The organism is Brevibacillus sp. HB1.3 (genome assembly GCF_013186635.1).
Classification (GTDB): domain Bacteria; phylum Bacillota; class Bacilli; order Brevibacillales; family Brevibacillaceae; genus Brevibacillus; species Brevibacillus brevis_D.
In genome coordinates this window covers 110,258-132,370 of record NZ_JABMIT010000011.1, presented here as the reverse complement: position 1 = coordinate 132,370, position 22,113 = coordinate 110,258, and the positions used below count along the sequence as shown (strand labels likewise).

Below are 22,113 nucleotides of genomic sequence, written 5' to 3'. Positions count from 1 at the left end.
GGTGGAGAACGCAGATGGAAAGCATAATACAAATTAGAAAAGGGAATCGAGTGATAGAAGGTCATGTTACCTATGAAGAAGGGGACTTGATCGAAGCCGTATTTCCCAGCCCATTGGATGTCACAGTAGGGGATCAGCTCCCCTGTCTATTGACGGCTGACTATGAAACAATCAATACGTTTGAAGCCGTAGTCGTGGCTAAAGACAAAAATCGCTTATTTTTGTTCCACTCTCCAACAGCTGCTGAGTTTCGGGAGCAGCGCAGACGCTATCCCCGTTTCGACATGGAGGTTAAGGGTTGGATCCAGTATCCGACGCAGGAGCCAGACTCATTTTTTTCCGTCTATAGTCAAATGGTGTACTTGGTGAACTTGAGCCTGGGAGGCTTGGCATTCCGCTCAGACAAACAGATTCCCGCGGATCAGCATATTGTCTTTTCCTTTGAATTGTATGGTCGCAATCGCCCGGACGGGGTAGTAAAAACTGATTTGGTTATCATTCATGAGCGAATAGAGGGACCGAATTATTTTTACGGCTGTACGATCAAAGGAATCAATGCCCGTCATTTTCACAATTTGCGAAAGTACATTTTGCATCGACAAATCGAGGAACGAAGACAAGTGAAAATCGAGTAGGTCTTTTCGTTAATTGGTTCAATGGGGACCAATTTTTTTTTGCCTTTTTGGTGGTGAGTTGGAGGGGCTGTAGGGGAGGGAAGAAGCGGATTTCCAGTCTACTCTTCGGCCTACGCCCTGCCGGGAGGCGGGGGCGGTCCGCTACGGAATGAATGTCGGGAGCGCCTCAAAAGTAGAGGTTCGAGGATGACATATCAGAGGTTGAGGCTGAAAACCCCCGTCATTCATTCCGTAGCTGAGTAGGGCTCCAGAGGCGCTTGGACTGGAAATCCGCTTCTTCCTACGCGGCTTCAGTCAACATTTGAAAGGCATCAAAAGAAGAAAGATAAAGAAAAACGGAAAGACCTCTGTGATAAATCAAATCGGTCCGACTCATTGTCCCTATGTTACGACAGGCCGGTCATTTCTGGTGAACAGCAAAAAGAGGGGATGAAAACCCCCTCCTGCAAAGCGGTAATACGACATGGGCACCTAGATGCTACTTATCAGGGAAGGGGACGATAAAATTATCCGGCTCGTTCCGATCCAGCTGTAGCTGTCGAGACAGTCACGTCTTTTGTTCGTTTCCCCCAAATCCAGCGCTGTAAGAGGACAGCGCCTCCGCCAATCGAAGCGATTAACGTTCCGACCCATAAAAAAGCGGTGTTTGGACCCCAGATGGTCATAATGACGCCTCCGAGCAACGGAGCAATAATGAAAGTGGCGCTCGTCAATGAATCGATAATTCCTCTCACGCGGCCGAGTGCTTGCGGGGGGCTTTCTTTTTGTACCAGATAATTGGCTCCGACCGAAGTCAGACCCGTTCCGACTCCAGCCAATAAAGCAGGAATCAGCAGCCAATACATACCATCACCCGGCTGGAAAAATCCAATCCACGAAAAACTAATTCCGATGAGCAAAACGCCACCGCCCAGTACCCATCCATAGGAACGAATTTCTTTTAAGCGATGGAGCCAGGTGACCGTGGCAAGTGCACCTAATCCAATGACACTGACTGTAAACCCGAGCATTTCGGGGTTGTCGGGTAGCTTCTCGCGGAAGATCACGGGAAACTGTGTATCCGCCAATTGAATCGCCAACGAGGTAATGATTGCGAAGATCGTGCTGTACAACAGGACACGGTTTTGCAAAAAGATCCGCCAGCCCTCTTGCCATGCTTGACGGTAAGGGAGAGGCTGTTCTTCTACGGATGGACGAGACAACGTTTTCTCCACTTTACGTATCGTGAACAGAAATCCAGTAGAGAGAAGAAATGTCGAAGCATTAATCATCAGACAAATGGCGGGTGCAAAAACGGCCGCTACCAATCCTCCGGCAAGTGGACCGATCAATTTCCCCATCTGGTATACGGCTCCATTCAAGGCAGAGGCTTGTAACAATTGATTTTCAGGTACAATTTGACGCGTCAAGGTCTGTTGAGCTGGATCGTTGAAGACAGAAGCACCTGAACGCAGGGCAATGACTACCAGGAACCAGAACGGATTCGGCATGACAAGCAGGAGCAGAGTGAAAGTAGCCTGCAACATATTCATGGACATGATCATCCGAACCTTGTTCACACGGTCTGCAAGTACCCCGGCAAACTGGCCGAGCAAAATGCTTGGAGCTGCATAGGCAACAGGCAGGAGGGCCATCGTCATCGGATCAACCTTCCACACAAACCCCAACAGGATGGATACCGCTATAAAATCAAACCAATCGCCAAGCGTAGACAGTCCGTAAGAAACGAACAGCGTGCGAAACGTTCTATTTTCTTTTAACAAAAAAATCCCTCCATCGATCTGTTAACTCGATGATAAAAGGGATTTGTCAGAGGAATATCAGATAGTGGATGAGAGGATGGCACGAATTTTTTTCTGCAAGTAGTCGAACTGATACTCTTCGGATAATTCTGTCCAGATTTTCTGGTATTTGCGCTCCCATTCTCGGTCGTAGCCGAAGTCTTTCAAGAACAGCAAGATCATTTTTGCGCCATAAATGAGATGGGGGACGAACTTAGTGCTTCGTAAGACCTCCAGACCTTCATCGACCAAGCGGCGCGCCTTGGCAAGCTCCTGTCGATGGTACAGACAAAGACCGCGCGTAATAGTAAAGCTGCCGAGTTCACGCTGCATAGGGAGTTCTTGCAAGATCTCCTCAGAGCGTTGAATGACCTTCTCAGCCTCTTCAACCTCACCCATGAGCAGATACAAGAGGGCTTCTTCCGCTTGAAAAAAGAGTTGAAAGCCGGGTGAATTGACTCGCTCAACAACCTCCCTGGCAGGAAGCAGCTGTTTTTTTGCTCGTTCCCATTCTTTGGCTTGGGCGTAGACACAGATTGCGGTGATTTGCATCTCATCCTGATAATTTTTAGGCATACTTTTCGCGTTTTTCTGGGCCCATTGTAAAATTTCTAATGTTTTTTGCGAGTCAATTTCTGTCATATAGTATAAATGAAACAAATAAAACAGCTTGTCGGAGAGGGGAGTTTTATCCTCGACAAACCAGCCGAAGTCACCGCCAACAAACCGCAAATAGGTAGCATAAAAAGAGTCCATCTGGAAGCCAAGCACTTGCTGATTCGCATAGAGTGTCTGCAAAGCAGCCCCCATACCCATGCCGTGGTAGGTGGTTAGCATCCTCTGGATGTTTTCTGAGAAATCACTGGTTAATACGGATGGACTAGGCGATGGCTGCTCTTTTAGTGTAAGCCGATAGCCGACTCCTCTGACCGTATCAATCGTGAGCAGATGAGACCACTTTTGCAGTTTTTTCCGCAAGCGGTATATGTGATCGTCGACAGTACGGTCAGTAGGCTCTTCCAGCGGCCAGACGCGATCTAGCAAATCACTCCTTGAAAAGGCCCGGTTTTTCCATGTGTACAGATATTGAAACAAGGCGTATTCCTTTGGCAAAAGGACAATCGTTTCCCCAGCATAATGGATTTGATACGTATCATCCGACCATGTTATCAATCCCATTTGAAAGACTCCTCATTTATATTGAACTTCTTCATTTTATTGTAAAGGGTGCCACGAGATACGCCGAGCAGCTCGGCTGCTGCTTTTTTGTTGCCGTATGTGCGCTCCAACGCTGCCAGAATGCGTTCCTTTTCGTTCGCAGGTGAAGAAGGGTACGCAATCGACGGACGGATGATGGACGGCGGTGTCGTAGTCGGCGGTGCATACGTTCCCCCCATCGGCGTGTGCAGAGAGACGTGTGTGGGTTCTGTGTGACTGCGAATGACAGACGGCAGATGCTCGGGCAAAATGACGCCGTTTTCTTGCAGGATCGACAGACGTTCAATGACATTGCGAAGCTGTCGGATGTTCCCAGGCCACGTGTATTCGAACAACGCTTGCATGACTTCGGGAGAGATGCGTGGTACGGATTGGTCATGGGCCACGGAATACTCATGAATGAAAATTTGCACGAGCTCTGGCAAATCCTCACGTCGTTCGCGCAGTGGCGGGATTTCCAGAGAAAAGACGTTCAGCCGATAATACAGGTCCTCGCGAAAACGACCGTCTGCAACCATTTGCTCCAGTTGTCTGTTTGTCGCCGCTACGATGCGTGTATTGACGGTGATTGGTTCTGTTCCGCCTACACGGTAAAACTGTCGTTCCTGTAAGGCACGAAGTAGCTTGACCTGTAATTCTAGCGGCAGTTCTCCTATTTCATCGAGGAAAAGCGTCCCGCCATGCGCCAGCTCCAGCTTGCCAGGCTTGCCTTTTTTCTCGGCTCCGGTAAAAGCACCGCCCTGATAACCAAACAGCTCACTTTCGAACAGTGCAGCAGGAATGGCACCGCAGTTGATCGCAATAAAAGGCTTCTCATGTCGGCGACTTGCCTGATGAATGGCTTGGGCAAACAGCTCTTTCCCAACGCCGCTTTCTCCATAAATCAGCACAGTCGCATCCGTCTGCGCCACTTTTTTAGCGGAACCAATAGCGGATTGAATCGAGGCGGAATGACCTTTGATTGCGTAAAAAGGATCGTCTGCTGCCTGAAACCGACTCATCTCTTGCTGCAAATTATGGAGATGGGCCGTCGTATGTGCTAATTCTTCATTAAGACGAACCAGCTCGGTAATATCCTGTTCGATGGAAATCGCGCCGATAATCTCACCCTCACGGCGAATCGGTGCGGCATTAATAAGTACATGACTATCAGGACGAGGAATGTGGTACACACGTTGAACAGATGTCCCTTGGCGCAGCGCATCAAGCAGGCGTATCGATTCACTCGCGAAGTGCTCATCGAGCGAGGTTCCGACCACTTGAGCGCGATCGATTTCATAAATTGTTTCTGCTGCCCGATTCCAGTGTTGGACGACATTGCGGGAGTCTACGATGGTGACAGCCTCACTCATCGTATCCATCAAGGTACGGAGCAGGGCAGACTGATTTTGGGTCAACACGACAAAGGCAGTCATGAGCTGATATGGCTCGACCATTCCCGTCGGAGTGCCATGTTCATCTACGATAACGATTGCTGGCAGATCGGAAACAGCTGAGCCAGCGAGAATGTGGCTAATGGATTGTTCGAGCGTAGTTGTAGAAGCGACGACGACTACTCTGCCCTTTCGTTCTTTATCCACCCATTCACCCACAGTTTCTCCTGTGCGTATTTTGACAATATCAGGTGGAATCGGAATCGCAAAGGAAGAGAGCGTACTGTCCAACGAAAATAACGGTTTCAAATCGTCACCTCTTATCTAAACTAACAGGGAAAGGAATGGTTCCTGTTGTACATCTAATCAGAAGTGTACAAGAATAGACACGTAATGTACATATGTGTTAAATGTGTCGGATTGACATCACGATAGCGCTTACGTGAAATAGTTGGCACGATTCATGCTTGTAGAAGTGGACAGAGTACGTTGAGGAGGAGACAGTCAACGATGGAACAAGCGATGAAGGATTTCTTTCTATTTTTATCCAAAAACAAAACCTTAAATTCTGCCGCAAAAAAGTGGGGTCTGCGCTTTGGAGCGAGCCGCTTTGTATCTGGTCAAACAATCGCGGAGGCAATCAACGCCGTACGCAAGCTGAACCAGCAAGGTCTGGTATGCACGCTGGACCACTTGGGCGAATTCGTGTTCAGCGTAGAGGAAGCAAACGAATCTGCTGACTATTGCATCAAGACGCTGGAAGCGATCCACCAATCTGGTGTCGATTGCAATCTTTCGTTGAAAATGACTTCGCTTGGTCTGGATATCAGCCGCGAGCTTTGCATGGACAACATGAGACGCATTTTGGATTCGGCTAAGAAAAACGGAAACATTTTCGTTCGTATCGACATGGAGGACTACGCACACAATCAGGTGACCATGGAGATTTTGAACGAATTACTGCAAGAGTACGACAACGTCGGAACCGTTATACAGGCGTATCTCTACAAAGCATCGGACGATATCGACAGCTTGAAGGACAAAAAAGTGAACTTCCGTCTCGTAAAAGGAGCATACAAGGAGTCTCCAGAAGTCGCTTACCCGAACAAGCCAGATGTAGATGAGAACTACAAAAAAATCATCAAGCAGCATCTGTTGAATGGCGGGTACGCTGCTGTGGCAACTCATGATGACAACATCATTGATTTTGTGAAAAAGCTGGAAAAGGAACACAGCATCCCGCGCACACAGTTTGAATTCCAAATGTTGTATGGTATTCGTACGCAGTCTCAAATTGACTTGGCTCGCGAAGGCTATAAAATGCGTGTTTATGTACCGTACGGAAACGACTGGTACGGATATTTCATGCGCCGTTTGGCAGAAAGTCCAGCAAACGTAAAATTTGTTCTCAAAGGGATGTTTACGAAATAAGTTTTGCGAAGTATACTTGACACCTTCGGAGATTCTCCGGAGGTTTTTATTTTATCTGGAAAGGTGAGAGTCTTGTGAATTGTTGGATTATTTCGCTTACTCCTCCATATTCTTTTGACCGGTTGCTTCGGCGTCTAGAGACACATCCAGATACGCAGATACGTGTGAATCAAGAAAAAAATAGCCTACAGCGCGTCTTTCGTATAGGCTTACGCCCTGTTCTGGTCCATATACAATTTATGGGTAGCTTAGAAGAACCGGCACTGCGCTACGAGACACAGGCAATTTTGTCCACATCAGACCAGCAGCTGCTAGAAAAAATGATCCGCCGTACTTTTAGTGCCGATTTGGAGCTATCCGTTATTTACGAGCAGATGAGGGAGGAGAGTGAGCTCGCCATCCTGACTGAGCGGTTTCGCGGTCTTCGTCCTATGCTGGATACTGATTTGTTTCAATGTATGGTCAAAACGATCATCGGGCAGCAGATCAATCTGACCTTTGCAGCCAATTTGACCGAGCGGCTGGTTACACTTACAGGCGACCCAGTAGAAAACCAAAACGGCGAGGGCATTATCGCTTTTCCGACACCTGACTCGGTAGCGAGATTGACTGTGGAGGATTTGCGCTCTCTGCAATTTAGTCAACGAAAAGCAGAGTATATTATCGATTTCGCCCGAGCCATTGTGAATGAAACGGTAGATTTGGAAAGACTATGGACAATGGGTGACGAGGAAATCATTACGTACCTCACTTCGCTACGAGGAATTGGGCGGTGGACAGTAGAGTGCCTACTCATGTTTGGAATGGGGCGTCCAGACTTGTTGCCCGCTGCTGACATCGGTTTGCGAAATGGAATTGTGCACCTTTATGGAATGAAAACGAAGCCAAATGAAAATGACATTCGCAAGCTAGGGGAAAAGTGGGCTCCATGGCGCAGTATCTATTGTCTGTACGTATGGGAAGCTGTGGGGGCGATCAAGAGAAAAGAGATGTTTGACCTGTAAGAACTTTCATTTTTGACAAAAGTTCAATAATTTTAAAAAATTAAAGGTTGAATAGTGAGTTAATTTTAAGTTATACTAATGAAAATTTTATTTTATTAAACAATATTGAGAGGATTCATATGAAAGAACTTACTACGAAAGAAACAATTACAATTGGTTTAATGCTGTTTGCCCTATTCTTTGGAGCAGGGAACATGATTTTTCCGCCAGCGCTAGGACAAGCTGCAGGAGATAATGTTTGGATCGCGATGGCCGGCTTTTTAATTACGGGTGTAGGTCTGCCTTTACTAGGAATCATCGCGGTAGGCTTGGCTGGAGGTAACTTGCAAACGATGGCGTCAAGAGTCCATCCGATGTTTGCAGTCGTGTTCACGTTTATTGTTTATCTGTCGATTGGTCCATTCATGGCGATTCCGCGGACAGGTACAGTAACCTTTGAAATGGGCGTGTTGCCGTTTTTGCCAGAATCGATGAAAGGCAGCTGGGTACCGCTTTTTGTGACCACGATCGTCTATTTTGCCATCACCTTCTGGTTGAGTCTGAACCCGAGCAAGCTGGTGGATCGAATCGGTAAAATCTTGACACCTGCTCTTTTGATCATCATTGGCCTGATGTATGTCAAATCACTCATTTCTCCAATGGGTGAGGTGGCACAACCAATAGGGGCCTATCAGGATACAGCATTCTTCAAAGGCTTTATCGAGGGCTATCTGACGCTGGATGCATTAGCTGCTATGGTATTTGGTCTGGTAGTAACAACAGCTGTCCAGGAAAGAGGCATCATTGATCGCAAAAAAGTGATGTGGTCTACGATCAAAGCAGGAATTCTAGCAGCTACCGGACTGGGACTCGTCTATCTTGCCCTCAGCTATTTGGGAGCGACGAGTGTATCGTTTGCGAAATCGGAAAATGGTGGACAAATTTTGACCGGGGTCGTGCATCAACTGTTCGGTCCATTAGGCTCGCTACTGCTGGGAGCAGCTGTTACGCTTGCTTGCCTCACGACTTCTGTCGGGCTTGTCACTGCGTGCAGTCAATTTTTCTCCAGTCGGATTCCTAGCATCTCTTACAAGAAGATGGCGGTAATTCTGTCTGTGTTCAGTGCTGCGGTAGCAAACGTAGGCTTGACACAGTTGATTACCTTCTCCGTTCCTGTCTTGATGGCGATTTATCCGCTGGCCATTGTTTTGATGCTGCTGACGTTTTTTGATCGATTGTTCAACGGACATCGCTCCGTCTATGTCGGTGCAATCACAGCAACGGCTGTCATCAGTCTTTTGGATGGAGCTTCCCAGCTTGGATTGTCAATTGACTCGCTGACGCCAATCTTGGAACAATTGCCGCTGTACAAAGTTGGAATTGGATGGCTGGTCCCAGCTATTGCAGGCGCATTGATAGGGTTGTTGTGGGCTAGTCTCACGCGAAGTGTTCCAATTGTAAGAGAAACGAAATAAAGAATGAAGAGCGGGTGGGCTTTAGGTCCACTCGCTTTTTTATTGTTCCAAACCATTTTGTCCTGCTATTACCAGCTGGATAGGACTTCTACCCGTCCACAACATGGGTGATCTATGTTACCATGGAAAAACGTAAATTGTCTGAACGGCATGTTTCATTTTATGTCGTTTTGAAAGAAGGGAGGTTATTGGCTATGTCCACGATGAAAGTCTTGGTTGCCGATGACGATCCAAACGTACGCGAAATTATTCGCCTTTATTTTGAAAAACAACAAATCGAGCTCATCGCAGCAACAGATGGACGAGAAGCTCTTGAGATGATGGAAAAGGAACAGCCGGATGTGGTCATTCTCGATGTCATGATGCCGCAGTTGGATGGCTTTGAAGCATGCCGGGAAATCCGCAAGAAGTGGGATACGCCGATCATTATGCTGACGGCAAAGGATGAGGAGTTTGACCGTGTTCTCGGCTTGGAGCTCGGAGCGGATGATTACGTGACGAAGCCGTTTAGTCCACGTGAAATCGTTGCGCGTATCCGCGCGATTATGCGCAGATTGCAGCCGAAGCCAAAAGTAGAAGACGAGGCAGCGCTTCGAACCTTTGTTTTTGAGCAATTGACGATAGATCTGGATAAACGGGAAGTGATCGTTGCTGGGGAAAAAGTGAGCTTTCGCCCGAAGGAGTTTGATCTGCTTGTTCAACTTGTCAAATCGCCGGGAAGTGTATGGTCGCGGGAGCAATTGCTGGAACAGGTGTGGGGATTTGATTATTTTGGCGATGTTCGAACGATCGATGTTCATATTAAAAAGATCAGACAGCGTTTAGATAAGCTCCCGTATGATTGCATTCAAACGGTTTGGGGGATTGGCTACAAGTTTGGGGTGGATGACTGATGCTAGGCATGTCGAAAAGTATCTACCGCAGACTGCTGGTCAGCTTTTTGGCTACCGTTTTGGTAGGGCTAGGGATTACAGGGATTGTTCTTTCCTTTTTTACGAAGGAGTATATTTACAACGCCAAAGAAGAAGAGCTTTTGCGGATGGCGAAAAAAGTGAATACCGCTATCCATAACAGCAATGAAGTAAACAAACAGCTCTTGGACAAGCTGGCAATGCTGGACGAGTCATTTGATACCCGCATCTGGTTATTTGATACAAAAGGAAAAATTGTAGCGACTTCAATGAAGGATGAGATGTTTACGGGCAAGTCCGTGGCAGTTTCCATCGCGGACAACGTGCTGAAGGGAAAAAGCGCGGTAACCGAGCTGCAAATCGAAGGTCTGGATGACCCGATGTTGTCGGTCTCCGTCCCATGGGGCGAGGGCGAAAACGTCTACGGGGGAATTATTTTGCACGCGCCGATTGAAGGAATTGAGAAAACCTTTGGTCAAATGCGCGAGTCGATTCTGTGGGCGACCTTGTTCGGGGTACTGCTTTCTACGATCATGGTTTCGTATTTGTCATGGTCAATCTCCCGCCCATTGCGAACAATTGAGAGAACAGCGGCTGAAATTGGTCGAGGGAATTATGCAGAGCGCGTCCAGGTCGATACGTCGGACGAGATCAGCGACTTGGCACAAACGATCAATACGATGGCACAGAAGCTGGAGAAGGTAGAGCAGGAGCGTCATCATTTGGAGCAAGTCCGCAATGATTTTTTGGCGAATGTCTCTCATGAATTGCGCACGCCTCTCACGGCGATCCAAGGTTTCCTCGAGGCGTTGCAGGATGGCTTGGTAGAGGAAGAAGAGGCACGACAGAAGTATTACGCTGTGATGTACACCGAAACGATGCAAGTGAATCGCTTGGTGGATGATCTGATGGATTTGATGAAGCTGGAGAACAATGAAGTGAATTTGGTCAAGTTCCCTGTCGATGTGGCAGATGTCATGAATCGGGTTGCTTTTTCCTTCCATCAAGAAGCAGAGGAAAAAGGGCTTCGCATGGATGTAGAGGTAGAGGAGGAGCTTCCACGAATTTATGCCGATAAAGACAGGATCGCGCAAATTCTAAAAAATCTGGTGAAGAATGCACTCAAGTTTACGTCTGCTGGTGAAATCCGCATGCGTGCTTCGCTGGATGGAGAATACGTACAGATTCAAGTGATCGATACTGGGATGGGAATTGCAGCTGATGACCTAGACCGCATCTGGGAACGTTTTTTTAAAGTAGATCGGGGACGTTCCAAGAACAATAAAGGAACAGGACTTGGGCTCGCCATTGTAAAAGAGCTGGTAGAGCTGCATGATGGCAAATGCACAGTGGAGAGCTCGCCTGGGAAGGGAAGTACTTTTACGATATGGGTTCCTAGGATTAAGTCGGAGAACTAAAGCACGATCGGCTCAAAATGAATCCGCTCAAAATGATCATGTTCATACTTTTTTCATATTTTGATCATCGTTTTTTCCTACTTTCCTTACAGAATGGTTATCTTTGCCCGTTACGATATAGGTGTGACAGCGAGAAGGTCACGAAGCCAAGGAATGAAAGGGGAATGAACATGAACAAAAAGTGGTTCTCCATTGCCACTGTCGCATTACTCCTGTCTGGCAGCTTGGTTGCCTGCTCTAACACCACAGGAACACCTGAACCGGCGACACAACCAGAGGGCACGACAAGCGAAACTGTTCCGGGCTCCTCCACTTCTGATAGCGGACAATCGACCAATAGCTCGGTTTCGCAAGATCAGTCTACTCCAGATGCTTCAGCGAAAAGCTCTGATGCATCGACGGACACAGGTTCGTCTACGGAAGCACCTGCGACAGATGCCAAATCTGATGCAGGTACGAGCACTGGATCGTCTGGTGCTGTCGGAACCGACAACAGCAGTTCCGCTGGACAGTCTACAACGACTGACGCCAGCAAGAAGTAATCATTCACGAACAGGAAACACGTTCGTCTGAACTCCTCTACTTCCCTCCCGTTTTATATACTTTGATGACGACTATAGGTCGTCTTTTTTTTGTCTAAGAAAAGCAGTTCCAGTCTACCCTTCGGCCTACGTCGGAAAATACTTTGGTGGTATGTGTTATCATTATCCAAAATCATACATAGTGGGAGGGAGAAGCATGATCACGTATCCATCGTTGAAAAAGGGCGCTACTATAGGGGTAACTGCACCATCATCAGGTGTACCAGAGTATTTGCATGAACGAATCAGGCTGGCAGGCAGTCGTATGGAGAGCAGGGGGTATTCCATCGTTTGCAAAGATACAGTCTGGACACAGGAAAAAGCCAAGTCAGCTCCTGCCATAAACCGCGCAGCCGAATTCAACTCCCTGATGCAAGAGGAAGACGTCGATATCATCATCCCTCCTTGGGGTGGCGAGTTGCTGATTGAGATTTTAGACAAGCTTGATTTTGATGCCATGCAACCAAAATGGGTGTTAGGCTATTCGGATGTGAGTGTGCTGTTGCTCGCGATTACATTAAAAACGGGGATGGCTACGGCTCATGGGACGAATCTGATAGATTTGCGTGGAGCAGATATGGATGAGACGACGGCTATGTGGGAAACAGTTCTGTCAACGCAAAAGGGCGAGTCAGTCTTGCAGTACTCATCTCCGATGTATCAAAAGGAATGGCAGCATGCGAATCCTTCGCCGCATATCTTTCACCTGACGGAACCGACTGTATGGAAAACTACAGAGACTACTCCCCACGTAAATATGCAGGGACGGCTACTTGGCGGCTGTATCGATATCATTCGGCATGTAATTGGCACACCGTATGGGGACGTACAAACGTTTCAAAAAGAACAGATCGGGAATGAAGCGATCATCTGGTATTTGGAAAAACTGTGAGCTTTCTACGACTGATCTGCGCAGATCATTGGTACAAATGAAGCTGGCCGGATGGTTCGACCATTGTGCGGGGATCATGTTTGGGCGCAGTCCAGCGAATCAGACGGTCGACGGCTACACCGTGGAAGACGTCTATCAGGAACTGGCTGAAGAGCTGCAAGTCCCTGTCCTCTACGACATAGATTGTGGGCATATGCCGCCACAAATCACGTTTATAAATGGGGCATTTGCTGAAGTGGAGCTGTCTTTCGAAAAAGGAAGTGTACGGCAATATTTTCGTCCATAGCTTAAAAAAACGAGGGCTTCCCAACGATTGGGAAGTCCTCGTAGCATGTATGCAAACACAATTTTAGCCTTGCTTCTCGTTGTAATGGGGGAGAGGATGTTCCTCCAGCGATTCACGTTTATTTTTGGTACGCAGAGTGGACAAAGCGACACCGAGGAAAATAAAGGAGCCACCAGCGAAAAAGCCAATACCCAAATGTTCATGCAGCAACAGCCAGCCCAAAAATGCACCGACAATGGGCTGAACAAAAAAGAATCCGGCCCCACTCCCTGCGGGCATCAGCTCGAAGCCTTTGTTCCACAAATAAAAAGCACCTGCGGTAGAAATCATCCCGATATAGAGGACGCCTGCCCAGATGTCCCAACCAAATTGCCAGGAGACCGGTGTGACAGACAGCTCCCAAAACATGAGCGGACTGGTAAAGATGATACCAAACAATGCTACGTAGGTGGTGACGAGCAGGGATGAATAGCGCTGCGTTGCCTTTTTACTGAGAACGGTATACAATCCCCAGCTAATCGCAGCTAGGAACAAAATCAGGTTTCCTGCGAGGGAAGACTGAGCGTCAGCTTGATCAGGAACACCAATGACGATGATGACACCAATCGTCGCTAACAAAATACCCGCTGCCTGCTTCAGATGGACACGCTCCTTTAATAGCCAAACCGCAAAAATGGCAATAAAGGCAGGCGATGCGGAGGTAATCAAAGCACCCATATGGGCAGTAGACAGCTTGGTACCGAGAAATTGTGCGGCGATGGAGATCGTGACCCCAACAAAGGAGATGGCCATCAGCAGAGGATAATCTTTTTTCGCGACACGCTCCTTGCGAGCAACGATAAATGCCGCCAGCACGACTAAAGCAATGCAAAAGCGCAAAATCAATAGCGTGAACGGTGGAATTACTTCCAACACGACCTTGCTGACGACATAAACACCGCCCCAGATCGCTGCGGCGAGAGTCAGGCAGACAGCCCCTAAAAACATTTGCTTCCATTGTGATTGTGACATAACAAGTCCCTCCCGGAATTATGAATCAATCGTTCGAGCGTTATTCCGTAGCCGGGAGGCAGTAAGAGAACCACTTCCTCACCGACTAGGAGAGGAGGGTGGGCACATCATTTTCAAAAAGGCGACGGTTCATATCTTTCACCTCCTTAATTTGTACGGGGTAGCCACTTGGCTACCAGCAGCACCGGTTGTGTCAGACAACCGACAGGTGCCTCCACCTGACGATACTGCTCATAGCCAAGCTTCCCCCAGAAAAGAAGAGCAGGTTCATTATGCGCAATGACACCGTGATGAACATGCTGACTGCCATGTTGGATGCAGTAGGCTTCCATGAGTGTCACTGCCTCTTTTCCAAAGCCCTGCTGCTGATAATCGGCATGCAAAAGCAAAAGACTAATCCAGCTTTTTGGATCGTGTTCACTGGAGAGGACGATATGGATCACTCCAATGATCGTACCTTCACGAGTAATAGCGAGCCAATGCCCGGAAGGTATGCTTATGGTAGCGTCATACTCGGCTTCCAGTTCAGCAAGACTTACTGCGCTCGTTCCGTTTCGAAGCTGATTGTACTTTGGATTGCTGTTGTAGGTGGCGAGTAAGTCGGGTAGATCCTCGCGTAGCAATTCGCGAATGATGAGCCGCTCACCTGTCAAAATGAGACTCATTGGGGTCCTCCGTACTTGCGGATAAGTCCAATCTGCCCACCGTGGTAGCCCATATGATAAATCAGTCGACCAAGTGCCTGACGGGGAGTCAATGTGGCAATCGGTGCTTCACAGGGGATGTCCCACGCGTCTTTTGGCAGGGCAGCCAAAGAATCCAGCAAGTAATGGTAAGCAGCATCTTTGAAAGCAAGCAAGGCAGACAAGTCGGTAAAGTTTCCTTCATCCTTCACAGGTCCAATGGTAGTGAGAGTGATGTCGGACGGGATGGCTCTTCCGAAAAACATCATACAGAATCGATATTCGACTTCCGCGATGTGATGAATCAAAAATCCGATGGAATTAGAGCCCGGAGCCAGCTTCCAGCCAAGCTCGGCTTCAACCAATTGGACGAGTGCATCCTGATACCGGGAGCGAGCTGTTTGCAAGGTCGGCAATAGTTCTTGTTCGAACATCCAATCTTCCTTTCTAGTGTTTATTTATATTATAGGAAAAAGATCCGGAAAGAACAGCACGACCATTCGGAATATTTTGAATGAATGTTCACTCAGCAACCTGAATTCGTTATACTAAAGAAAAACAAGGAGTGATAAGGATGGCTCATCGCTATCATCTAACTGTGCGTTCAACTGATATTGACGTAATCGGACATGTGAACAATGCCAAGTATTTGGAGTACATGGAGTGGGCGCGTTTTGAATGGATATGGGAGCAAGGATTTACACTGGATGAATTGAGGCGACGGGCCATCATGCCGGTAGTGGCCAATATTAACATTAACTACCGCAAAGAATTGAAAATGCGTGAAGAGGTAACGGCGATTACTACGGTGGTCAAGGTGGGTGAAAAAAGCTTCGTCATCCGCCAGGAGCTGTACAACGCTGCAGATGTATTAGTGGCGGACGCCGATGTGACAATGGTCATGATCGATGCGAATACACGCCAATCTGTTTCTTTGCCAGTTGAGTTGAAAGAGGCATTGCTTGTGGATTTGGAGACGGTCAACCAAAGAACGGAGTGAAAACAATAGTGGACGGTTAAGATGCTACGAGCTTGCTATTTTTGAGCTGACCTAGGTCCTGTCTTATTACAGCGATATCAGTTTTTATCTGCCGTACCTCCATTATTAGCACATCTAATTTGACAATCATCTTATCCTTACGATCCAAAATTTCACGAGTAACCAAGAAAAGTTCATTAATCCCTTCCAACAAAATATCGAGTTTCTGTTCAGACATGTCCCAACCTCCTTTTCATCCATTACAATGATCATATCAAAAGACAGAATCTCATGCAGATAGAATTTCACAAAAGAAAGGAAGGGATAGCCATGTCTAAATTTACAACAATCCTATTTGATCTCGACGACACTCTCTTTGATTTTTCAGCTTGCTGGGAGAAAGGGATGCAGCAGACGATTGCGACCCATGCACTTACAGCAGAACTCGACCAAGAGAAATTCCTTGAGGCTCTGCGGCGCCACGGAGATGATTTGTGGGTCGATGTTATTGCCAAGCGCTACGATTTTACGCAATACAGGAGGTTGCGTTTTCAGCGAGCCATGGCTGATTGTAACCGACAGATTGAAGTGGAGCAGGTCGACGATTTTCAACGTGCCTATCAGGCGGCATGTATGGATGCAGTCCAGCCAGATGCCACTGTTCAGTCTACCATTGCGAGGCTGGCAGAAGAGCATACACTAGGGATTGTTACGAATGGTCCTGTCGATATGGCATTTATCAAGCTGGAGCGTCTGGGATTGGCTGCTTATTTTCCACGGGAGCGGGTGTTTCTCTCCGAAATCATCGGACATCATAAGCCGGATCTACGTATATATGAACATGTTCGTGAAAAGCTCGGAGTTGAGAGCAAGCAGGTGCTGTTTGTCGGAGATACGTGGGAGGCAGATGTAGCAGGCGCGATGGACGCAGGCTTCTCAGCTGTCTGGATCAATCCACGAGGGAAAAAGCCTACTTCTCGGCATCAGCCACTCGCTGTCATTGAACGACTGGATCAGCTTTTGGCAATCTTGTAGAAAAAAGCAGCCCATTGCCCCATAGCCGCATAACTTGCAGGTTGTTTTTGGTGGCAATCAAGCTGCTTTTTTTCTACGTATTTTCTTGCTCCTTTTGCTCCTAGCGTTTTGCGTACTGCTTTCTCATGAAAAGGATGAGAGAAACAATAATCAGCCCAACTAAAATCCCGATAACTCCTGGTGTAAGGCTATCTCCCCAAAAGATTCTATACAGCAAAACCCCTGTCAGGATAATGGCAAAATCCAGATACCTACTGGTCATACGAATCCTCCCCCATTTACAAGAGCCTGATTATCGTTCGTATCTACTAACCTGATCTTTCATTTTTTCATGCTGACTCTTCCTGTACTTTGTGATGAAAAAGATGAGATTGAGGACAATCAGGCCAATCGTAATTGACATACTTCCGGTGGTCATGCTTTTTCCTATCGAGATGTTGAAAAGCAGCATCCCGGATAGGAGCAGGACAAAAACGAGATTAAGCATCATGAGACTCTTCCCCCATAAAAATTCGTTCGAGCGAAGGGACTTCAACGTTCACGCCATAAATATCCACACGTGCCTGAACAAGAGCACGAACGAGGGTTGCCACTTTTTGATCGTCATCGACCTGGATCGAGAGACGACCCTCTTCCCAAATCGTATTGCGCCCGAGGGACTCGATAAAGGTGCGCAGGTTTACAGAATCCTCTGTAATAAAAGCCGAGTGACGTACGTTCACAGATCGCCATGCCTGATGGGCAGCTTGCAGCTCATCGAGAGTGCCGAGTGAACTGATCTTTCCGCTTTTCATGATGGCGATGCGGGTACAGATTTTCTCAACTTCATTCAAATTGTGCGAGGTCATGAAGATCGTTTTTCCTTGTTGATGGAGCTTGCGCAGCAAATTTTGAATATGCAGGGCTGATTCGACGTCTACGCCAGAAGTAGGTTCATCAAGGAAGATGAGTTCCGGGTCACCCACTAAGGCTTGGGCAATACCCAGCTTCTTTTTCATCCCGAAGGAAAACGTTTTGGCTTTGCGGGATGCATGCTCCTCAAGCTCAACGGCTGTCAGGATGCGCATACAGTCTTCCTTTGTGAGTGTGACGCCTTTTACCCGAGCGAAATAGTGCAGGTGCTCCGCAGGAGATAAATGGTCGTAGAAGGTGGAGTAATCCGGCAGTACGCCAATTCGTTTTTTCCATCCTTCTGTATGGGCCTCTTCTCCGAACATACGAATGGTACCCGCTGTCGGAATCAGAATACCTGTCAGCATATTGATAAAGGTCGATTTTCCTGCGCCGTTTCGACCGAGGAATCCGAAGATCTCCCCGCTGTGCACAGTAAGACTGACGTCATTCACGACCGTGCGATTGCCAAAGCGCTTGTTCAACTCTATGGTCTCGATCATTGCCATTAACAATCCCTCCGTCGGAATAAGTACATAGAAGCGATCAGGAAAGCTGCTGCATAGAGCCAAATGAAGCCGGTCCAAGCGCCGCCTTTTTCCATAAATGAAAAGGGTGTCAAATATTTAATCCATGGTGCTGCCGGGTGACTAGAGAAGGTGCTCCATAGTCCGAGACCTGGCAAAATCAGTGCAATCACGATTCCTAAAAACATCGTGTAGCTGGGGCGAGGTATCACGAGCGAGAGCAGCAGTGCCAGCGAGATGCAGTAGATAAGCATAGATACGCATAGATAAAAGGTCTTCGCATCAAACGTTTGCACGGTGGCGAAAACTACGCCAAATGTAATAATCATGCAGGTTAACCAGAAGGACGCCACTCCGAGAAATTTCCCCAAAATGATCTGATTGCGTGAAGTCCGGGTGACGAGAAAGCGAATGGTCCTGCCTGCTAGCTCACGATTTATGACATCATGAGAAAGGCTGAATACAAACAAGGGCCCGAACAGCATGATAAGTGCAAAAATACCAAGCGCATGTCCCTGGGCCAGCTCCTTTTCTGAGAGAAGAGTTGCTGCCTGATTGACGAGGTCAGAAACCAAGTACGAGATGCCGACGATAAAGGCAACGGTAATTAACGATTTGATACTTTTAAACAACCGAAAAAATTCGTGTTGGCAAATAGCCCACATAGGTGAATCCGCTCCTTTCTCCTTCATCATAATAGCCAGACCTTTCCCCTACTAAAACACTACCTTACCATTTCCTTATCTTTTTTGTTGGCGTCGTTTATCATGGTAGAATGTATGACAGCAAGGGAGGGAACGGATATGGAGAAAGAAGCAAGAATCTTGCTGGTAGATGATGAAGAAGCGATTTTGCAGATGCTTCAAACGGTGCTGAAAAAGGAAGGCTTTGTCCAGATCGATACATGCACGACAGCAGCTGAGGCGATTCGTCTCGTGGAAGAGAAGACATACGACTTGTTGATTCTGGATGTCATGCTGCCTGATAAAAGTGGATTTGAGCTGTGCGGAGCAGTTCGCCAGCGAACGAAGGCACCGATTTTTTTTCTGACAGCAAAAGGTACCGATTTTGATAAATTAAGCGGATTTGCCTATGGAGCGGATGATTACATAACGAAGCCATTTCATCCATTAGAGGTCGTTGCCCGGATGAAGGCTCATCTGCGCAGAACCTTGGGGGGCTCTGCTCCATCGCAGGAAGAAAAGCGCTATGATTATGGACGTTTTCAAGTAAATGTGGACGCAGCCGAGCTGTTCGTGAACGGAGAGCGAGTGGACTGCCCGGCGCAAGTATTTTCATTGCTCGTCTTTTTCTGCCAGAATCCGAACCGGGTATTTACGAAAGAACAAATTTACGATCATGTATGGAAAGACGAGTACGGGATGTTTGACGAAAATACAGTCATGGTGCACATTCACAAGCTGCGTCAGCGCATAGAAGAAAACCCGGGACAGCCAAAGCTCCTGGTCACGGTGAGAGGGCTGGGCTACAAGCTGGTTAGTCCGGCAAGACAGTCATGAATTTGCGGAACAAGCTGATTTTTCAATATGTCCGCCAACTGTTCGGTTTTCTCCTCGTATTGCTGCTATTTCTGATTTTCGCGATGCTGGGGTTAGGGTGGCGCATTATGAACGAGCAGTTGTCCAGCGATTTGTCCCGGCTGGATGCATCCGATTTGACATTGAAGATAGAGTATGAGGGGAAACGAATCCGCGTCGATCCGGAAATCGAGAAGAGCGTGGCGAGACATCAAGGCTGGTTGCAGATTATCGACAAGCATGGAAAAATTCTGTACAACTACCGGACACCTGCTGACGTTCCCAGTCAATTTGGGCCAGGAGAGTGGATTAGTTATGTAGAAGACCGTGATGCTTCTCGCTATCACGTCACGCACTGGGTTATAAACCAATCTGACGAAAACATGATCATCCTCTATGGAACACCCGCTCCCGAAAAAGAAATGATGCACCGCCTGATCGCAAAAAAAACGGGAACGAGCAAGGAGACATGGGACGAGTTGAACAAAAGCTTTTCCCAAGAAAAGGCATGGTACTTGGTATACGATCGTACGGGGAAACTCATCCATCAATGGAATCACCCGAACGCTTCTGCCCAGTTAGACATGACGGAGGCTCTTCAGAACGGCGAGACCACCAAAAATGTTCCTGTCCGCATCACCAGTCGATATGACACGAAGAGCGACTTGACCTACGTAGTGGGCACACCGAATCCAACCTATCAGTCTGGTGTCCAAGAAACGTCTGAGGATGCCATGGTCAAGGAAACGTTCCTTCAGATCGGTATTCTTTTGATCCTGGTCGTTTTATTTGCAGGGAGCTGGTATGCGTGGCGGGTAGGCAAGCCGCTCTTGCATATGGTGAATTGGCTAGAAAGACTGGCCCAAGGCCGCTATGAGGAGCCGATCGGAAAAAAGGGGAAACCAATCGGAAGGAATTGGCGAGGGAAGGAAAAGAAGTCATTTCGTGTTTTCAAGGATGTATTTGACGCTCTCCGGCATCTGAGTGAAACCTTGCGCTCCAACGAAAAGCTTCAGCAAGAGATCGAGCAGACACGAGAGGAATGGATTACAGGGCTATCCCATGATCTCAAGACACCGCTGAGCTCGATTTACGGTTATGCTACCTTTTTAGAGTCGGAACAGTATGAGTGGGACAGAAAAGAAGTCAGCGAATTTGCGAAAACGATTCGGGAAAAGTCAGACTACATGAACGGGCTGATTGAAGATTTGAATTTGACCTATCGACTCAAAAACCAAGCTTTGCCGATGGTCAAACAACCTGTCGCGATCGTAGAAACCATTCGCAGGATTGTGGTGGATATGGTGAACGATCCGAGTTCGTCTTTGCATGATATCGAATTTTCGGCGAATGTCCCATCGATAACGGCCGAGGTCGATCCAATCTGGTTTCGCCGCATCATCGTCAACATTTTGACAAACGCGATCAAGTATACCCCGGCAGGTACACACGTGCTTGTAGAGGTACAATCGATTGCAGCCGATCAGTTTGTGGTCAAAATTGCGGATAATGGTCCAGGCATGGACGAGACGACACTGGCCAATCTGTTCGAAAGATATTACAGAGGTGGGCATACAGGAGAGAATACCAGTGGAACGGGGCTGGGTATGGCGATAGCCAAGCAGCTCGTTTTTGCGCACGGGGGAGAGATTACGGTGGACAGCAAGCTGGGTAGCGGAACGGTTGTCGTGATGACCTTTCCTGCGGTTATCAGCTAGTTAGCTTTCATGAAAAAAAGCCAAGGGATTTGCGTTGTCCCTTGGCTTTTTCTACTATGGTCTCGAAATGAACGTCTGTATGACTTTGCCATCCGCTTGACGCTCTTCATAGTGATTGGCTGTGTAATCGCAGATGCTCGAACGCCAAAAGCCGATGGCAGGCACGTTGTTTTCCAATTGAAAGACTTCCCAGGCACCCGGGAACATTTTAAAGATTTGATGGGAGACTGCTTTTCCAATCCCCAGCCTACGGTAGCGTTTCATGATAAAAAATTCAGCAATGGAGTGGACCGATGGTAATTTTGCATCAGGGCTTGTGAGCATGCGGACGAGGACAAAACCAGCGAGCTTACCATTAACCTTGATGAAAAAGGGATGGCGCTCTGGTTCGACCCAATACTTCTCAAAGTAGTCATAGCCAAACAAGCCGTCGTCATCTACTTCGAAAGGCTCAAACTCAGTGAAGTCGTACGTATACAGCTCCAACAGTTGCTTGAGAGCGTGCTTCTGTTCAAAAGGAACTCGTTCTATCGAGAATGCTTGATACACTGAGAAAACCTCCTTTTTTCTTGAGATATAGGAGTATCGTACTTTACTTTCAATTCGGTCATTATTGAAATGGTCCAGAATGGTGACGGAGAAAAACAAGATTTGTTTATTAGTTTCAACGGAAATCAAACATCGATTTTTGTAAAAGATGAAGAATTAATGTTTATCGATGAAAGCACAAATGCAGTTATACAACGA

Annotated in this window: 23 protein-coding genes and 1 pseudogene; 12 read left to right on the top strand and 12 right to left on the bottom strand. The window is 47.5% G+C overall.

Features of this window, described 5'->3' with window-relative positions:
- The first annotated feature begins 14 nt into the window (after positions 1 to 14).
- A complete protein-coding gene (locus tag HPY31_RS22860; protein WP_012684654.1) occupies positions 15 to 635 on the top strand; it encodes a PilZ domain-containing protein in 621 nt (206 codons plus the stop codon).
- A gap of 506 nt (positions 636 to 1,141) precedes the next feature.
- Here HPY31_RS22860 and HPY31_RS22855 read toward each other — a convergent pair.
- Genes HPY31_RS22855 through HPY31_RS22845 form a run of 3 tightly spaced genes read right to left on the bottom strand, consistent with a single transcriptional unit; the run spans position 1,142 to position 5,316 of the window.
- Positions 1,142 to 2,398: an MFS transporter gene (locus tag HPY31_RS22855; protein WP_172142581.1), complete on the bottom strand. Its 1,257-nt coding sequence runs from the start codon at positions 2,396 to 2,398 to the stop codon at positions 1,142 to 1,144.
- Positions 2,399 to 2,455: 57 nt separating this feature from the next.
- Positions 2,456 to 3,595, bottom strand: a complete 1,140-nt coding sequence (locus HPY31_RS22850; protein ID WP_172142580.1) for a winged helix-turn-helix domain-containing protein — start codon at positions 3,593 to 3,595, stop codon at positions 2,456 to 2,458.
- On the bottom strand, positions 3,586 to 5,316 hold the full coding sequence (locus HPY31_RS22845; protein WP_172142579.1) for a sigma-54 interaction domain-containing protein: 1,731 nt from the start codon (positions 5,314 to 5,316) through the stop codon (positions 3,586 to 3,588). Before HPY31_RS22845 ends, HPY31_RS22850 begins: the two co-directional genes overlap by 10 nt.
- A 201-nt stretch (positions 5,317 to 5,517) precedes the next feature.
- Here HPY31_RS22845 and HPY31_RS22840 point away from each other — a divergent pair, with 201 nt between their 5' ends.
- The 7 genes and pseudogenes from HPY31_RS22840 to HPY31_RS22810 all read left to right on the top strand — a co-directional run bounded on the left by HPY31_RS22840 (position 5,518) and on the right by HPY31_RS22810 (position 12,984).
- Positions 5,518 to 6,438, top strand: coding sequence for a proline dehydrogenase family protein (locus tag HPY31_RS22840; RefSeq protein ID WP_016738921.1), 921 nt, complete (start codon positions 5,518 to 5,520; stop codon positions 6,436 to 6,438).
- Between the two features lie 74 nt (positions 6,439 to 6,512).
- Positions 6,513 to 7,442, top strand: a complete 930-nt coding sequence (locus HPY31_RS22835; RefSeq protein ID WP_172142578.1) for a DNA-3-methyladenine glycosylase family protein — start codon at positions 6,513 to 6,515, stop codon at positions 7,440 to 7,442.
- A 119-nt stretch (positions 7,443 to 7,561) separates the two neighbouring features.
- On the top strand, positions 7,562 to 8,896 hold the full coding sequence (brnQ, locus tag HPY31_RS22830; protein ID WP_172142577.1) for a branched-chain amino acid transport system II carrier protein: 1,335 nt from the start codon (positions 7,562 to 7,564) through the stop codon (positions 8,894 to 8,896).
- 194 nt (positions 8,897 to 9,090) lie between these two features.
- Positions 9,091 to 9,789: a response regulator transcription factor gene (locus HPY31_RS22825; RefSeq protein ID WP_016738924.1), complete on the top strand. Its 699-nt coding sequence runs from the start codon at positions 9,091 to 9,093 to the stop codon at positions 9,787 to 9,789.
- A complete protein-coding gene (locus HPY31_RS22820) occupies positions 9,789 to 11,225 on the top strand; it encodes a sensor histidine kinase (protein ID WP_172142576.1) in 1,437 nt (478 codons plus the stop codon). Before HPY31_RS22825 ends, HPY31_RS22820 begins: the two co-directional genes overlap by 1 nt.
- Before the next feature lie 164 nt (positions 11,226 to 11,389).
- Entirely contained in the window at positions 11,390 to 11,767 is a 378-nt protein-coding gene (locus HPY31_RS22815; RefSeq protein ID WP_253901912.1) for a hypothetical protein, read from the top strand.
- 196 nt (positions 11,768 to 11,963) lie between these two features.
- Positions 11,964 to 12,984: pseudogene (locus tag HPY31_RS22810) on the top strand (S66 family peptidase).
- Positions 12,985 to 13,047: 63 nt separating this feature from the next.
- Here HPY31_RS22810 and HPY31_RS22805 read toward each other — a convergent pair.
- From HPY31_RS22805 to HPY31_RS22795, 3 genes are all read right to left on the bottom strand, one after another.
- The gene (locus HPY31_RS22805; protein WP_172142575.1) at positions 13,048 to 13,995 is read right to left on the bottom strand and encodes a DMT family transporter; all 948 of its coding nucleotides are present in this window, start codon (positions 13,993 to 13,995) and stop codon (positions 13,048 to 13,050) included.
- A 146-nt stretch (positions 13,996 to 14,141) separates the two neighbouring features.
- Positions 14,142 to 14,660 carry a GNAT family N-acetyltransferase gene (locus tag HPY31_RS22800; RefSeq protein ID WP_172142574.1) on the bottom strand — a complete coding sequence of 173 codons (519 nt, stop codon included), beginning with the start codon at positions 14,658 to 14,660 and terminating at the stop codon, positions 14,142 to 14,144.
- Positions 14,657 to 15,112 (bottom strand): DinB family protein, encoded by a 456-nt coding sequence (locus HPY31_RS22795; protein ID WP_016738930.1) that lies wholly within the window; start codon positions 15,110 to 15,112, stop codon positions 14,657 to 14,659. Before HPY31_RS22795 ends, HPY31_RS22800 begins: the two co-directional genes overlap by 4 nt.
- Before the next feature lie 140 nt (positions 15,113 to 15,252).
- Between HPY31_RS22795 and HPY31_RS22790 the strand changes: the two genes are divergently transcribed.
- On the top strand, positions 15,253 to 15,678 hold the full coding sequence (locus HPY31_RS22790) for an acyl-CoA thioesterase (RefSeq protein ID WP_172142573.1): 426 nt from the start codon (positions 15,253 to 15,255) through the stop codon (positions 15,676 to 15,678).
- A 16-nt stretch (positions 15,679 to 15,694) separates the two neighbouring features.
- On the opposite strand, the gene HPY31_RS22785 is transcribed toward HPY31_RS22790, so the two are convergent.
- A complete protein-coding gene (locus tag HPY31_RS22785) occupies positions 15,695 to 15,895 on the bottom strand; it encodes a hypothetical protein (RefSeq protein WP_172142572.1) in 201 nt (66 codons plus the stop codon).
- Positions 15,896 to 15,987: 92 nt separating this feature from the next.
- Here HPY31_RS22785 and HPY31_RS22780 point away from each other — a divergent pair, with 92 nt between their 5' ends.
- A complete protein-coding gene (locus HPY31_RS22780; RefSeq protein WP_172142571.1) occupies positions 15,988 to 16,692 on the top strand; it encodes an HAD family hydrolase in 705 nt (234 codons plus the stop codon).
- 100 nt (positions 16,693 to 16,792) lie between these two features.
- Here HPY31_RS22780 and HPY31_RS22775 read toward each other — a convergent pair whose 3' ends face one another.
- The 4 genes from HPY31_RS22775 to HPY31_RS22760 are packed head-to-tail and all read right to left on the bottom strand — an operon-like array spanning position 16,793 to position 18,805.
- On the bottom strand, positions 16,793 to 16,954 hold the full coding sequence (locus HPY31_RS22775) for a hypothetical protein (protein WP_016738933.1): 162 nt from the start codon (positions 16,952 to 16,954) through the stop codon (positions 16,793 to 16,795).
- A 30-nt stretch (positions 16,955 to 16,984) separates the two neighbouring features.
- The gene (locus HPY31_RS22770; protein ID WP_016738934.1) at positions 16,985 to 17,182 is read right to left on the bottom strand and encodes a hypothetical protein; all 198 of its coding nucleotides are present in this window, start codon (positions 17,180 to 17,182) and stop codon (positions 16,985 to 16,987) included.
- Positions 17,172 to 18,092, bottom strand: a complete 921-nt coding sequence (locus HPY31_RS22765; protein WP_172142570.1) for an ABC transporter ATP-binding protein — start codon at positions 18,090 to 18,092, stop codon at positions 17,172 to 17,174. The genes HPY31_RS22770 and HPY31_RS22765 overlap by 11 nt, the downstream gene beginning before the upstream one ends.
- On the bottom strand, positions 18,092 to 18,805 hold the full coding sequence (locus HPY31_RS22760; protein ID WP_253901911.1) for an ABC transporter permease: 714 nt from the start codon (positions 18,803 to 18,805) through the stop codon (positions 18,092 to 18,094). Before HPY31_RS22760 ends, HPY31_RS22765 begins: the two co-directional genes overlap by 1 nt.
- 108 nt (positions 18,806 to 18,913) lie before the next feature.
- On the opposite strand from HPY31_RS22760, the gene HPY31_RS22755 reads away from it, so the two are divergent.
- Together HPY31_RS22755 and HPY31_RS22750 are read left to right on the top strand one after the other, a co-directional pair.
- Complete coding sequence (locus HPY31_RS22755) at positions 18,914 to 19,630, top strand: response regulator transcription factor (protein ID WP_172142569.1); 717 nt, start codon at positions 18,914 to 18,916, stop codon at positions 19,628 to 19,630.
- A complete protein-coding gene (locus tag HPY31_RS22750; protein ID WP_172142568.1) occupies positions 19,627 to 21,366 on the top strand; it encodes a sensor histidine kinase in 1,740 nt (579 codons plus the stop codon). The genes HPY31_RS22755 and HPY31_RS22750 overlap by 4 nt, the downstream gene beginning before the upstream one ends.
- A gap of 54 nt (positions 21,367 to 21,420) precedes the next feature.
- Here the strand turns inward: HPY31_RS22750 and HPY31_RS22745 are convergent, their stop codons facing one another.
- Positions 21,421 to 21,915, bottom strand: a complete 495-nt coding sequence (locus HPY31_RS22745) for a GNAT family N-acetyltransferase (RefSeq protein WP_172142567.1) — start codon at positions 21,913 to 21,915, stop codon at positions 21,421 to 21,423.
- Between the last annotated feature and the right edge of the window lie 198 nt (positions 21,916 to 22,113).

What these genes read in the sequence shown, in the direction of transcription:
- HPY31_RS22860 (WP_012684654.1), top strand. Translation starts at nt 15, where the DNA reads ATGGAAAGCATAATACAAATTAGAAAAGGGAATCGAGTGATAGAAGGT.
- HPY31_RS22850 (WP_172142580.1), bottom strand. Translation starts at nt 3,595, where the DNA reads ATGGGATTGATAACATGGTCGGATGATACGTATCAAATCCATTATGCT.
- HPY31_RS22840 (WP_016738921.1), top strand. Translation starts at nt 5,518, where the DNA reads ATGGAACAAGCGATGAAGGATTTCTTTCTATTTTTATCCAAAAACAAA.
- brnQ (WP_172142577.1), top strand. Translation starts at nt 7,562, where the DNA reads ATGAAAGAACTTACTACGAAAGAAACAATTACAATTGGTTTAATGCTG.
- HPY31_RS22825 (WP_016738924.1), top strand. Translation starts at nt 9,091, where the DNA reads ATGTCCACGATGAAAGTCTTGGTTGCCGATGACGATCCAAACGTACGC.
- HPY31_RS22820 (WP_172142576.1), top strand. Translation starts at nt 9,789, where the DNA reads ATGCTAGGCATGTCGAAAAGTATCTACCGCAGACTGCTGGTCAGCTTT.
- HPY31_RS22815 (WP_253901912.1), top strand. Translation starts at nt 11,390, where the DNA reads ATGAACATGAACAAAAAGTGGTTCTCCATTGCCACTGTCGCATTACTC.
- HPY31_RS22805 (WP_172142575.1), bottom strand. Translation starts at nt 13,995, where the DNA reads ATGTCACAATCACAATGGAAGCAAATGTTTTTAGGGGCTGTCTGCCTG.
- HPY31_RS22800 (WP_172142574.1), bottom strand. Translation starts at nt 14,660, where the DNA reads ATGAGTCTCATTTTGACAGGTGAGCGGCTCATCATTCGCGAATTGCTA.
- HPY31_RS22795 (WP_016738930.1), bottom strand. Translation starts at nt 15,112, where the DNA reads ATGTTCGAACAAGAACTATTGCCGACCTTGCAAACAGCTCGCTCCCGG.
- HPY31_RS22790 (WP_172142573.1), top strand. Translation starts at nt 15,253, where the DNA reads ATGGCTCATCGCTATCATCTAACTGTGCGTTCAACTGATATTGACGTA.
- HPY31_RS22785 (WP_172142572.1), bottom strand. Translation starts at nt 15,895, where the DNA reads ATGTCTGAACAGAAACTCGATATTTTGTTGGAAGGGATTAATGAACTT.
- HPY31_RS22780 (WP_172142571.1), top strand. Translation starts at nt 15,988, where the DNA reads ATGTCTAAATTTACAACAATCCTATTTGATCTCGACGACACTCTCTTT.
- HPY31_RS22775 (WP_016738933.1), bottom strand. Translation starts at nt 16,954, where the DNA reads ATGACCAGTAGGTATCTGGATTTTGCCATTATCCTGACAGGGGTTTTG.
- HPY31_RS22770 (WP_016738934.1), bottom strand. Translation starts at nt 17,182, where the DNA reads ATGATGCTTAATCTCGTTTTTGTCCTGCTCCTATCCGGGATGCTGCTT.
- HPY31_RS22765 (WP_172142570.1), bottom strand. Translation starts at nt 18,092, where the DNA reads ATGGCAATGATCGAGACCATAGAGTTGAACAAGCGCTTTGGCAATCGC.
- HPY31_RS22760 (WP_253901911.1), bottom strand. Translation starts at nt 18,805, where the DNA reads ATGATGAAGGAGAAAGGAGCGGATTCACCTATGTGGGCTATTTGCCAA.
- HPY31_RS22755 (WP_172142569.1), top strand. Translation starts at nt 18,914, where the DNA reads ATGGAGAAAGAAGCAAGAATCTTGCTGGTAGATGATGAAGAAGCGATT.
- HPY31_RS22750 (WP_172142568.1), top strand. Translation starts at nt 19,627, where the DNA reads ATGAATTTGCGGAACAAGCTGATTTTTCAATATGTCCGCCAACTGTTC.